Raw genomic sequence first — 12,487 nt, 5'->3', positions numbered from 1 at the left:
GGACGAAGCGCCCTCTCTAAAAGCTTCGCAAGCAGTCCTTGTGGCGCTCAGGCGCTCGCGTAGGCCTCCTGCCAGAGGTCAAGCACCTCGTGACGCGTAATGCCACGGGTGATGAACACGATGCGCGAACGGCGGTCGGCAGCATGGGGCCATTTTGCAAGCGCCACCGGCGGATGGAAGACGTGGTGGACGCCATGAACCGCGACCGGCGTCTCTTCATCGCGAAGATTCAAGATGCCCTTGACCCGCAAGAGGTCCTCGCCCCGGGTGGCGCGCAGATGCGCGAGCCAGCGCGATACGGCCATCCAGTCAAGGGGATCGTCGAATGCGATCATGAAGTTAAGGATCGATGCATCGTGGCTATGATGCTCGTGATGGGCATGACCGCCATCGTGATGGTGGCCGCTCTCATGTGCAGCCTTGGCGACGTCGGCGAACGCCTGCTCGTTGAGCCAGCGCTCGATATCGGCTGTCTTCTTTTCGGGGTCAATGAGGGCGGCGCCGAACAGTTGAGCCGGATCGACCTCGCCATGCGCCACGTTCTCGATCCTGGCGCTGGGATTGAGCCGACGAAGCCGCAAGTCCAGTGCGTCAGTATCATTGACCAAATCGCGCTTGGTGATCAGCAGCCGGTCAGCGAGCGCGACCTGCTTCACCGCCTCGTATTGGCGGTCGAGCTGCCGCGCTGCATTGACCGCGTCGACGGTGGTCACCACGGTGTCTAGCCGAAGGAAATGCGAGACCAAAGGGTTGTTCAGCAGCAGCTGAGCGATGGGGGCGGGGTCAGCCAACCCCGTTGTCTCAACCAGAATCCTGCGGAACGGCGGGACCTCGCCACGATCGCGGCGCACCAGCAGCGCGCGCAGGGTCTCTTCCAGATCGCTGCGAATAGTGCAGCAAATACAACCACTCGCAAGCACGGCGACTTCGCCGTCCACGCGTTCCACGAGGAGGTGGTCGAGGCTGACCTCGCCATATTCGTTGATGATGACGGCGCTGTCCTTCATCGCGCCGTGGCGCAGCAGGCGGTTGAGCAGTGTGGTCTTGCCGCTGCCAAGAAAGCCGGTGATCAGTGACACCGGAGTCCGCTCGGCGGATTTGTCGCTCTCGAAAAGGCTCATCGGCGTCCTCAACCCTGGTCTTATTTTTGTCGCTGGACAACAGCCTAATGGAGGACGAGCATTCCGAAAACAGGATCTTAAGCCCGATCTCAGCGGGCACAACCCGGGAGGAAACGATGGACGATGCCAAAGGCGATGAAGAGAGGGGCGGTGCCGCGACCGATCGGCGGACCTTGCTGCGCACGGCAGGCCTTGCTGGTGCGGCTGGGGCGGCATTCGCAGGTGCGATGCACGGCAAGTTCTCACTCGCACCGATCACCGCGGCCCAGGCCCAAACGCCGGCGATGCCAAAGGGCGTGGACAAGCCTTGGTGGCCCTCGAAATGGGGCAAGGACGACGAGGCTGGCGCGTCGAACCACATCACGCCGGCGAAGGTTCTCGATGCCGTGAAGTGGATCAAGGATGGCAAGATCTACAAGATCGGCCGCGTTTACGAGCAAGGCATGCCGTTGTTCGGCGCCCGCGCATTTTCGTTGCGCATTCCCGGCGGGCCGACTGGCGGCCCGTTCGGCGACAACAAGCTCGTCTATCACGACGAGTTTCTCGCCACCGAAATCGGCCAGACCGGCACACAATTCGACGGGCTCGGCCATATCGGTATCCAGTTGGGCAAGGACGGCGACAAGAGCGAGATGCGCTTCTACAACGGCTTCACTGCCGCTGAGATCGGCGACGCCTACGGCCTGAAGAAGCTTGGCACCGAGAAGCTCAAGCCGCTGTTCACACGCGCCCACCTGATCGATATGGTCGCGCTGAAGGGCGGCATGATGGATGCGGGCCAGGAGATCACCTCGGCCGATATCAAGGCGGCGCTGGCGAAGCAAAGCATCGCGGAGAGCGACATCAAGCCGGGCGATGCGATCATGTTCCACACCGGCTGGGGCTCCCTGTGGATGAAGAACAATGATCGCTACAATAGCGGCGAGCCTGGGATCGGCCTCGATGCCGCGAAGTGGATCATCGAGAAGGATCTCGCGCTGACTGCGGCCGACACCTGGGCGGTCGAAGTGGTGCCCAATCCCGACAAGTCGCTCGCTTTCGCGGTTCATTCCGAATTGCAGACCAAGCACGGCATTCTCAACCACGAGAACCTGATCTTCGACGAGTTGATTGCCGACAAGAAGTACCAGTTCGTCTACTGCTTCACGCCATCGCCGATCAAAGGCGCGACCGGCAGCAATGGCTGCCCGATCGCGATCACCTGAGGCGGATGAAAAAGCGTGTGGGCGGGACGTCCCCGCCCACCGCGCGAGCTGCGGAGCGGCGTGCGGCTCGCCTCGCATGGTCCCGGCATGGAATTCGGCGAGATGGCGATCCTGGAGCACAGCCGCAGCGCCGACGTCTTCGCCGACACGCCCGTCACCTGCCTCGAACTGCCGCTCGACAGCTTTGCCGATTACCGCCGGCTGCACCCGGAAACGTCGTTGAAGATCATGCGCAATCTTGCCGCCATCCTGGCGCGGCGGCTGGTGCTGGCGAATGCCAAGGTGGATTTGCTGAGCGCCTACTGACTATACCGAGACATTGTTTTTCGTTCCCCTGATGCGACGCAGCGCGCCGCACTTGCGGCGTGGTGCGTTGCTGATCCGGGGTCCGGAATTCGTGGCGCTCGGTCCCGGCTGTGCGGGGGCGCAGCGTTTCGCGCTGCACCTTGCGCGGAACACGGGTGGGGGCTGTCTCACTTCGTCCACGTCACACTGGGCGGAGGAGGCTAGCTCGCGCAGCTCTTGCGATACTCAGCCGGCGTGACGTTCATGTGTCTGCGGAAAATCCGATTGAGATGGCTTTGATCGGAAAATCCGCTCAAGAGCGCAATTTCCTTCAGGGCGAGCCGATCCTTGCGCAGATGTTGGCGGGCGCGCTCCACCTTGCGGCTCAGGACATAGGCATGCGGCCGCATGCCATAGTGCACCTGGAACTTGCGCGCGAACTGCACCGGCGAGCAGTTGCAGATGTTGGCTAGCTCCTCGAGCGTGATGTTCCTGGAGATGTTCTGTTCGACATAGTCCTCGATCAGCCTTGCATGCGCTGGCCTGAAGCGCCCCTGCGGACAGGGCAGCTTGAATTCCACCGAGGCGTATTTTCGCAAGATGTGCACGCTCGCCTGAAGTGCCAGCGCATCGTAGCAGAGCCGGCCGCCCGGGCCGCCTTCGGACACTTCCTGCACCATCCGGTCACCGATCCAGGTCAGCACCGGATCTTCGATCCTGAGCAGATCGTGAAGTTCGACGCCGTCTGACTCGCGGTCGAATGCCTCGCTCGCGGTCTTCGTCATCAGGCTCGGCGAGATGTAGAAATGGCTGACTTCGAGGTCATTGCTCCAGCGCCAGTTCGAAGGCTCCGCACGTGTCAGCAGGGTTGTGACACCGCGTCCGACGTGATCCTGCTTCCACGCGCCGGTCACACGGCGGTTCATTGACGTGGTGCCTTCGCGATAGACGACGATCAGGAAATTCTCGGACGGCGGCACCCAGATGTCGGACGGCGCATAGCGGAAGACGCGCAACCGAAAGTCAGCCTTGCCCACGGCGGAACTGTCCAGCATCAATTGGCCGGGAGCGTAGCGGGGGAGCTCCTCAACCGTGATTAATTGGCCCATCGCGCGCGACTCCTTCCCTGATTCTAAGGCGCGGTTGACCGCTTCTGCTTCTCATTGGCCGAACGGCGGAGACGAGCATAAGCCGGTTTTGCCATTTGCCAAGCGAGCCGCGTTGCCGAACTGCAGAACCGGCAACGGACGTCCGGCTTCGTTCAAAGAATTGTCCGATTTGTTCAAGCTCCAGCCGCCGGAATACTCATAGCTTCCCCCGTCCCGCACTGATGGGATCAACAATGACGCGCTGCACCACCATCCGATCGTATGACGGATGGGGAAGGTCGTGCGCACTCAAAAATCACCGAGGAGGAAGAAATGGCGGAAGCCCTGACCAAATCCAATGGAAGCAACGGTTCGCATGGACCAGCGAGATTCGATGCCGTGGTTGTCGGAGCCGGCGTCGCCGGGCTCTATCAACTCTATCGTCTGCGCGAGCAGGGATTGAGCGTCAGGGGGATCGACGCCGCGTCAGGCGTAGGCGGCACGTGGTATTGGAATCGATATCCCGGCGCGCGCTTCGACTCCGAGGCCTACATCTATCAGTATCTTTTCTCCGAGGAGCTCTACAAGGATTGGAGCTGGAGCGAGAAGTTTCCGGGCCAGCCCGAAATCGAGCGCTGGATGAACTACGTCGCCGACCGTCTCGATCTGCGCAAGGACATCCAGTTCAGTACGACGGTCAAGAGCGCGCACTTCAACGAGGCCACGCAGCGCTGGCTGGTCACGACCGACCGGGCCGACGTGATCGACACCCAGTTTCTGGTCACCTGCTGCGGCATGCTGTCGGCTCCCTACGTATCCTTTCCGGGGCAGGAGACTTTCAAGGGACGGTTGTTCCATACGGCGCGCTGGCCGGAGCAGCCTGTCGACCTCGCAGGCAAGCGCGTCGGAGTCATCGGCAACGGTGCGACCGGCATCCAGGTCATCCAGACGATCGCCGGCGATGTCGGCCATCTCAAGGTGTTCATCCGGACGCCGCAATACATCATCCCGATGAAGAATCCGAAATTTGGGGCCGCGGAGGTCGAGGACTACAAGTCGAGATTCAAGTCACTCACCGAACGCCTGCCGCGCACATTCACCGGCTTTGAATACGACTTCGAGCACGCCTGGGCAGACCTCACGCCGGAGCGCCGCCGCGCGGTGATCGAGGCCTGCTGGAATGACGGTTCCCTGAAGCTATGGATATCCTCGTTCGCCGAGCTGTTCTTCGACCCAGAGGTCAATGCCGAGATCTCCGAATTCGTGCGCGGGAAGATGCGCGAGCGGCTCGGGGATCCGAAACTGTGCGATGCGTTGATTCCTGCCGATTATGGCTTCGGAACGCACCGTGTGCCGCTCGAGCAGAACTTCCTCGAGGCCTTCCATCGCCCCAACGTCGAGATCGTCAGCGTCAAGAGCAATCCCATCGATCGCGTCACGCCCACTGGTATTCAGACCGCTGACGGTACGGTCCATGAGCTGGATGTCATTATCCTAGCAACCGGCTTCGACGCCGGCACCGGTGCCTTGACGCGCATCGATATCAGGGGCCGCGACGGCCGATCGCTGAGGGAGGACTGGGGCAGGGACATCCGCACCACGATGGGCCTGCAGGTTCACGGCTATCCCAACCTGTTCACGACCGCCGTTCCGCTCGCTCCGTCCGCCGCGCTGTGCAACATGACCACGTGCCTGCAGCAGCAGGTCGAATGGATCGATGACTGCATCAAGTACATGCGCAGCAAGGATCTGAAGGTGGTCGAGCCGACAAAGGACGCCCAGGACAGCTGGGTGGCCCATCACGATGAGATCGCAAACGCGACGCTGATCGCGAAAACCAATTCCTGGTACCTGGGCTCGAACGTCGAAGGCAAGCCGCGCCGTGTCCTGTCGTACTGCGGCGGCGTCGGCGCGTATCGACAGAAGTGCGACGAGGTCGCGGTGAACGGTTACGAGGGCTTCGCGATGCAATGAGCGCTCGCGACGCGAGCGTCGACCACATCAAACAATCCAGCACGGGAGGACGATCATGATCATGAATTTTGGCGCGACGGCAGATGCCGTTCTCGACGGCGTCGTCACATCCACGCCGCGCGTGCCCGGCGTTGTCGCGATGGTGACGGACCGCCGGCGCAACATCTATGAAGGCGCAGCCGGCAAACGCCGTCTCGATCGGCCGGCGGACATGACCACCGACAGCGTCTTTGCCCTTTTCTCCACCACCAAGGCGATTACCGGCACGGCCGTTCTGCAACTCGTCGAGGAGGGCAAGCTCGATCTCGATGCGCCCGCGAAGCGTTACGCGAACGAGATCGGAAAGCTGCAGGTGATCGAGGGCTTCGATGCAGCGGGCGAGCCGATCCTGCGTGCACCGAAGCGCGATATCACCACGCGCATGCTGATGACCCACACGGCGGGCCTGAGCTACGATTTCATCAACCACACCTACAACCGGCTGGCGCAGGAGAAGGGGCAGCCCAGCGTGATCACCGCGACCAAGGCCTCCCTGATGACCCCGCTGCTGTTCGATCCCGGCGAGCGCTGGGACTATGGGACGAATCTCGACTGGTGCGGCCAGATCGTCGAGGCCATCACGGGCAAGCGACTCGGTGAAGTCTTCAAAACACGCATCTTCGAACCGCTCGGGATCGAGGACATGACCTTCGAGCTGACCGATGCGATGCGCCAGAAACTGGCCGGCATCCACGCGCGGAATGCCGACGGGTCGCTGACGCCGATGGATTTCGAGCTTCCGGCAAAGCCCGAAGTCCATATGGGCGGCCACGGCCTGTACGGCACGGTCGGCGACTACATGCGTTTCATCCGCATGTGGCTGAATGATGGGGTTGGCGAACACGGCCGCGTGCTGAAAGCCGAAACCGTTCGGATGGCGGAAAGGAACCACCTGGGCGACAGGAAGGTAACGCCGATCACGGGGGTCATCCCGTCACTGTGCAACGACGCGGAATTCTTTCCGGGCCAATCCAAATCCTGGGCGTTGAGCTTCATGGTCAACGACGAGGAAGCCCCGACAGGACGTCCCGCCGGCGCGCTGGGCTGGGCCGGGCTTGCCAACCTGTTCTACTGGATCGATCGGCAGAACAACGTCGGCGGGTTCTGGGCCACCCAGATTCTGCCCTTCGGTGATCCGACATCATTCATCGGCTATATGAACTTCGAGACGGCGCTCTACCAGAGCCTGAGGCAGCGCTTGGCAAGCTAGGACCGTGCTGCGAGAGCGGCCTCGTCGCTGTCGACCGAGGCCGTTTTCTCTTGATGGTCACACGTGACCGAGCATGCCCTAGCCCCGCCCGCGATAGGGCGCCACGCCTTGCTCCGGCACCCAGAGTCCCTTCGGCACGCGGCCGGTCTGCCAGAACACGTCGATGGGGATGCCGCCGCGCGGATACCAATAGCCGCCGATGCGCAGGAATTTCGGCTTGATCTCGGACGCGATACGCTTGCCGATCATCACGGTGCAGTCCTCGTGGAAGGCGCCGTGATTGCGGAAGCTCGCGATGTAGAGCTTGAGCGATTTCGACTCCAGGAGCCACGCCCCCGGCGCGTAGTCGATCATCAGATGCGCGAAATCCGGCTGGCCCGTAACCGGGCAGAGCGAGGTGAATTCCGGCACGGTGAAGCGCACCAGATAATCCGTGCCTTTCTGCGGATTGGGCACGCGGTCGAGTTGGGCCTCTTCCGGCGTGTGCGACCATTCGACCGCGCGGCCGAGCTGGAGGGACTTTTTCGCCATCGTCGTCAACATCCTGTGGAGCATGATCCGGAAAAGTGGGCACCGGGTTTCCGAAAGATCATGCTCAGTTAAGCAATAGGAGCGCGATAAGATCGCGCTCCAGAGGATGCCGGGATGGACGCAAACGGGCTCGTCGTCAACCGGCGGCGATTGTCTGGATCATGACGATGCGGTCGTTGCCGGACTCGCAGCCCCAAAGCTCGCCCGGCCGCCCGTCGAGCTGGCGGACATTGGCGTTGGCCTTGTCGCTGGCGAAGACGTTGAACTTCTCGGTGGCGGGATCGAAGCGCACGATGGCGTTGGCGGAGAAATCGGTCAGCCAGACCTTGTCCTTGTCGTCGACATAAACGGCATAGGCGCGGGGACGTTCGCCTGGCAGCTTCCAGGTCTTCCACGAGCCGTCCGCGGGATCATGCACCGAGACGTGGCCGCTGTTCCACTCGCTGACCCAGATCCGGCCCCTCGAATCCGACCAGACGCGCCGTGAACCCTGGTTCGGGGTCGGCGGCTCGACCACGGTCGCATTGCCGCCCGCGCGGTCGATCTTCGCGATATGGCTGCCGCCGAGGGAGGCGTACCAGACATCGCCCATGGGTGTGACCGTGATGCCGTAGGGGCCGACCCCCTTCGGCGCCTTGAACACGTTCATCTCGCCGGTCTTCGGAGACAGCCGGCCGTAATAGCCGGACTGGCCGGTGAACCAGTAGGTGCCATCCCTGTCGAACACGCCGGTGTTGAGATTGGCGGAGGCTAACTTTTCCGGCAGGCGGAACAGCGTCACCTTGAGATCGGCAGGGTCGACCCGCGCAATCGCGTTCTGGCCGCCTTCGGTGATCCAGGGCGCGCCATCGGGCCCGATGGTCACGCCGTGTGGGGCCGCGCCCTGGCCGAGGCTGACCGTCTTGAAACGGCCATCGCGTGGATCGAGGCTGCCGAGCAGGCCCTTGCCCTGCGCCGTGAACCAGATCGTGCCGTCAGGGGCGGGCGTGAGATCGTGCAGGCCGATGCCTGGGCTGATCGGGTAGTATCTCGTCCGGAACGGGCCTTCCTGCGCAAAACCTGGACGGGCGGCAAGCAGCGCGGCGCTCGAAGCAAGAAATTGGCGGCGATTCATGGCGTTACCCCGACTGTTTGAGATTGAGGTTGGGCACGCGGACCAGACGTGGTCGAGCATATTCTGAGGCGCCTTTCGCGTCAGTCGGAGCCGTGCGTCCAAGCGTTCACATTTGCTTGCGGCCCGTGTAAGACCCGCGGCACCGATCAGCCCCAACGAACGGAAGTGGACATCATGACCGCCATCATCGACATCATCGGCCGCGAAATTCTCGATAGCCGGGGCAATCCCACCGTCGAGGTCGATGTCGTGCTGGAGGACGGGGCGCTCGGCCGCGCCGCGGTTCCGTCCGGCGCCTCCACCGGCGCCCATGAGGCCGTGGAACTGCGCGACGGCGACAAGGCGCGCTATCTCGGCAAGGGCGTGACCAAGGCGGTCGGCGCCGTCAATGGCGAGATCTTCGAGGCCCTGAGCGGCCTCGATGTCGAGCAGCAGGCCCAGATCGACCAGATCATGATCGACCTCGACGGCACGCCGAACAAGAGCCGGCTGGGCGCCAACGCCATCCTCGGCGTCTCGCTGGCCTGCGCCAAGGCGGCCGCGAATTCGCTCGACATGCCGCTCTATCGCTACGTCGGCGGCACCTCCGCGCGCCTGCTGCCGGTGCCGATGATGAACATCATCAATGGCGGCGTGCACGCCGACAACCCGATCGACTTCCAGGAATTCATGATCCTGCCGGTCGGCGCCTCGAGCTTTGCCGAGGGCCTGCGCTACGGCGCGGAAGTCTTCCATACGCTGAAGTCCGAATTGAAGAAGGCCGGCCACAACACCAATGTCGGCGACGAGGGCGGTTTCGCTCCGAACCTGCCGTCGGCGGACGCCGCGCTCGACTTCGTCATGAACGCGATCGGCAAGGCCGGCTTCAAGGCGGGCACCGACATCATGCTCGGCCTCGACTGCGCCTCGACCGAGTTCTTCAAGGACGGCAAATACGTCTATGAAGGCGAGGGCAAGACCCGCTCGATCTCCGAGCAGGCGAAGTATCTTGCCGACCTCGTCGCGCGCTATCCGATCGTGACCATCGAGGACGGCATGTCGGAAGACGACATGGACGGCTGGAAGGAGCTCACCGACCTGATCGGCAAGAAGTGCCAGCTGGTCGGCGACGACCTCTTCGTCACCAACGTCAAGCGCCTTGCCGAAGGCATCAAGACCGGCCGCGCCAACTCGATCCTGATCAAGGTCAACCAGATCGGCACGCTGACCGAGACGCTCGCCGCGGTCGAGATGGCGCACAAGGCCGGCTACACCTCGGTGATGTCGCACCGCTCCGGCGAGACCGAGGATTCCACCATCGCCGACCTCGCGGTCGCCACCAATTGCGGTCAGATCAAGACCGGCTCCCTTGCAAGGTCCGACCGGACCGCCAAATACAACCAGCTCTTGCGCATCGAGCAGCAGCTCGGCAAGCAGGCGCTCTATGGCGGCAGGGCGGCACTGAAGGCGCTGGCGTAAGCCGGCGTCTCGATCCGCGCGAACAGAAGGACAGGGGAGGATCGACATGAGTGACGGCAAGACCGGACTGGAATTGCGTTCGCTGCTCAAGAAGAGCGGCGAGCTGGAATTGTCTCTCGTGACGGTCCCGACCCCGGAGCCGGCCGACGATGAGGTCGTGGTTCGCGTCGAGGCCACCCCGATCAACCCGTCCGACCTCGGGCTCCTGATCGGTCCCGCCGACATGTCGGCCGCCAAGGTCTCCGGCAGCAAGGAGATGCCGGTCATCACCGCCACGATGCCGGAGGCGGCGATGCGGATGATGGCGGCGAGATTCGATCAGTCGCTGCCGGTCGGCAACGAGGGCGCCGGCACGGTGATACGGACCGGATCGTCGGATGCGGCCAGGGCCCTGATGGGCAAGACGGTGTCGATGATCGGCGGCGCGATGTACACGCAGTACCGCGTGCTGAAGGTCCGCGACGTCATGGAGCTGCCGCCGGGCACCACGGCGGCGGACGGCGCCTCCTGGTTCGTCAATCCGCTGACCGCACTCGGCATGACCGAGACGATGCGGCGGGAGAACCACAAGGCGCTCGTGCACACGGCCGCCGCCTCCAATCTCGGTCAGATGCTCAACAAGATCTGCATCAAGGACGGCATCGGCCTCGTCAACATCGTCAGGAACAAGGAGCAGGCCGACATCCTGCACAAGATCGGCGCAAAGTACGTCGTGGATTCCAGCGCGCCCAGCTTCATGGACGATCTGACCAACGCGCTGGTCGAGACCGGCGCCACCATCGCCTTCGACGCCATCGGCGGCGGCAAGCTGGCGAGCCAGATCCTGACCGCGATGGAGATCGCAGCCAACAAGACCGCGAAGGAATACAGCCGCTACGGCTCCAACGTGTACAAGCAGGTCTACATCTATGGCAGCCTCGACACGCGGCCGACGGAGCTGAACCGCTCGTTCGGGCTCAGCTGGGGCGTCGGCGGCTGGCTGCTCACGCCATTCCTTCAGAACATCGGTCCGGCCGAGATCGGCCGCCTGCGCCAGCGCGTGGCGTCCGAGCTCAAGACCACCTTCGCCAGCCATTACACCAAGGTTGTCTCGCTCGCCGAGGCGCTCGATCCCGCCAATATCGCAGTCTACGCCAAGCGGGCCACCGGCGAAAAATTCCTCATCAACCCGAACAAGTGATCGCTTCGGTCGGTTATCGACACGCATCAGGCCGCCGCTTGGCGGCCTGATTGCTTTTGATCGTGGCCTGGACGGATCGCAACCGGACCCATTTCCAGAAACGCAGCGTTTCCAAATCGGACCGGTTCATGCACTTGCATCTATTGGCCCGGATGGCTTAAGTGCCGTCCCGGCATTTCCGCTCGAGCCTTCAAGGACACCCAATGGCCTACAACATCGTCACGATCGCTGGCAGCGTGCGCAAGGACAGCTTCTCGCTCAAGATCGCCAATGCGCTCGCCAAGCTTGCGCCTGCCTCGCTCAAGCTCGAGGTGATCACGCCGGCGGGCATCTCGTACTTCAACCAGGACCTAGAGGGCGCGCCGCCCGCGGACTGGCTCGCCTTCCGCGAGAAGCTCAAGACGTCAAATGGCGTCCTGTTCGTCACGCCCGAATACAACCGCTCGATCCCGGGCGTCCTGAAGAACGCCATCGACGTCGCCTCGCGCCCCTATGGCAAGAGCTCGTTCCTCGGCAAACCGGTCGGCATCATCTCCAATTCGCCGGGGCTGCTCGGCGGCGTCAGCGCGGCCAAGCATCTGCAGAACATCCTGCCGGGCATTTCCGGTCCGGTCCTCCAGCAGCCGGAAATCTATCTCAGTAGCGTCGGCGATGCCTTCGATGCGGACGGCAACCTGACCAAGGACTCCCTCAAGACGGTGCTGCAGCAATACATCGACGCCTTCGCCGCGCATGTGGCGAAGAATCAGGGCTGAGCTTCCGGCCAAGCCGACGCTCCGTCATGCCCGGGCTTGTCCCGGGCATCCACGTTCTTCGTTATCGCCGGCAAAGCACGTGGATGGCCGGGACAAGCCCGGCCATGACGCGTCATGGGGATAGTGCCTCGTTCTGGCAATTAGCACTCCCTTAACCAACATGTCCCATCTTCCAAAGATGGTCTCCCGCGCGCGCCTGAAATCGATCCTGACCGGTCTTGCCCTCTATGCGATGGCGGCGGCGATCGTCGGCTATTTCGGCGTCAACGCCTACACCGGCAAATACGGTCTCAACGCCCGCCAGGAGCTCGACCAGGAGATCATCGCGCTGACCAGCGAGCTGGCTCAGCTCAAGCGCGAGCGCGCCAGAAGCGAACAACGGGTGTCGCTGCTGCGGTCCGAGAAGATCGACCCGGACATGCTGGACGAGCGGGCGCGCTTCCAGCTCGACTATGTCCATCCGCGCGATCTCGTTCGAATGATCCCGGCGAACTAGCGGCATCCGCAGCTTTCGAACGCCGCAGGGA

12 protein-coding genes are annotated in these 12,487 nt (G+C 62.9%); 8 read left to right on the top strand and 4 right to left on the bottom strand.

Annotation, left to right across the window (positions count from 1 at the left end; all coding sequences use genetic code 11):
• Window positions 1-47 precede the first annotated feature (47 nt).
• Window positions 48-1,121 carry a GTP-binding protein gene (locus tag I6F09_RS18890; protein ID WP_225150027.1) on the bottom strand — a complete coding sequence of 358 codons (1,074 nt, stop codon included), beginning with the start codon at window positions 1,119-1,121 and terminating at the stop codon, window positions 48-50.
• Window positions 1,122-1,237: 116 nt separating this feature from the next.
• Between I6F09_RS18890 and I6F09_RS18885 the strand changes: the two genes are divergently transcribed.
• Window positions 1,238-2,326 carry a cyclase family protein gene (locus I6F09_RS18885; protein WP_036009893.1) on the top strand — a complete coding sequence of 363 codons (1,089 nt, stop codon included), beginning with the start codon at window positions 1,238-1,240 and terminating at the stop codon, window positions 2,324-2,326.
• A 15-nt stretch (window positions 2,327-2,341) separates the two neighbouring features.
• Window positions 2,342-2,632, top strand: coding sequence for a cyclic nucleotide-binding domain-containing protein (locus I6F09_RS18880; protein WP_225143385.1), 291 nt, complete (start codon window positions 2,342-2,344; stop codon window positions 2,630-2,632).
• Between the two features lie 200 nt (window positions 2,633-2,832).
• Here I6F09_RS18880 and I6F09_RS18875 read toward each other — a convergent pair whose 3' ends face one another.
• On the bottom strand, window positions 2,833-3,720 hold the full coding sequence (locus I6F09_RS18875; RefSeq protein WP_036009887.1) for an AraC family transcriptional regulator: 888 nt from the start codon (window positions 3,718-3,720) through the stop codon (window positions 2,833-2,835).
• Between the two features lie 312 nt (window positions 3,721-4,032).
• Here I6F09_RS18875 and I6F09_RS18870 point away from each other — a divergent pair, with 312 nt between their 5' ends.
• Together I6F09_RS18870 and I6F09_RS18865 are read left to right on the top strand one after the other, a co-directional pair.
• Window positions 4,033-5,673, top strand: coding sequence for an NAD(P)/FAD-dependent oxidoreductase (locus I6F09_RS18870; RefSeq protein WP_225188754.1), 1,641 nt, complete (start codon window positions 4,033-4,035; stop codon window positions 5,671-5,673).
• A 55-nt stretch (window positions 5,674-5,728) separates the two neighbouring features.
• Window positions 5,729-6,922, top strand: coding sequence for a serine hydrolase domain-containing protein (locus I6F09_RS18865; protein ID WP_225188753.1), 1,194 nt, complete (start codon window positions 5,729-5,731; stop codon window positions 6,920-6,922).
• A 78-nt stretch (window positions 6,923-7,000) separates the two neighbouring features.
• Here the strand turns inward: I6F09_RS18865 and queF are convergent, their stop codons facing one another.
• Complete coding sequence (gene queF / locus I6F09_RS18860) at window positions 7,001-7,477, bottom strand: preQ(1) synthase (RefSeq protein ID WP_225188752.1); 477 nt, start codon at window positions 7,475-7,477, stop codon at window positions 7,001-7,003.
• A gap of 112 nt (window positions 7,478-7,589) precedes the next feature.
• The gene (locus I6F09_RS18855; RefSeq protein WP_225188751.1) at window positions 7,590-8,567 is read right to left on the bottom strand and encodes a lyase; all 978 of its coding nucleotides are present in this window, start codon (window positions 8,565-8,567) and stop codon (window positions 7,590-7,592) included.
• A 174-nt stretch (window positions 8,568-8,741) separates the two neighbouring features.
• Between I6F09_RS18855 and eno the strand changes: the two genes are divergently transcribed.
• From eno to I6F09_RS18835, 4 genes are all read left to right on the top strand, one after another.
• The gene (gene eno, locus I6F09_RS18850; RefSeq protein ID WP_036009930.1) at window positions 8,742-10,025 is read left to right on the top strand and encodes a phosphopyruvate hydratase; all 1,284 of its coding nucleotides are present in this window, start codon (window positions 8,742-8,744) and stop codon (window positions 10,023-10,025) included.
• A 46-nt stretch (window positions 10,026-10,071) separates the two neighbouring features.
• Complete coding sequence (locus I6F09_RS18845) at window positions 10,072-11,205, top strand: zinc-binding dehydrogenase (RefSeq protein ID WP_225188750.1); 1,134 nt, start codon at window positions 10,072-10,074, stop codon at window positions 11,203-11,205.
• Between the two features lie 203 nt (window positions 11,206-11,408).
• Window positions 11,409-11,960: an NAD(P)H-dependent oxidoreductase gene (locus tag I6F09_RS18840; protein ID WP_225188749.1), complete on the top strand. Its 552-nt coding sequence runs from the start codon at window positions 11,409-11,411 to the stop codon at window positions 11,958-11,960.
• 178 nt (window positions 11,961-12,138) lie between these two features.
• A complete protein-coding gene (locus I6F09_RS18835) occupies window positions 12,139-12,456 on the top strand; it encodes a septum formation initiator family protein (protein WP_025036496.1) in 318 nt (105 codons plus the stop codon).
• Window positions 12,457-12,487 lie beyond the last annotated feature (31 nt).

Source organism: Bradyrhizobium sp. IC3195 (genome assembly GCF_020193585.1).
Classification (GTDB): domain Bacteria; phylum Pseudomonadota; class Alphaproteobacteria; order Rhizobiales; family Xanthobacteraceae; genus Bradyrhizobium; species Bradyrhizobium yuanmingense.
The sequence above is the reverse complement of the archived record's forward strand: the minus strand, read 5'-3'. Positions and strand labels throughout refer to the sequence as shown.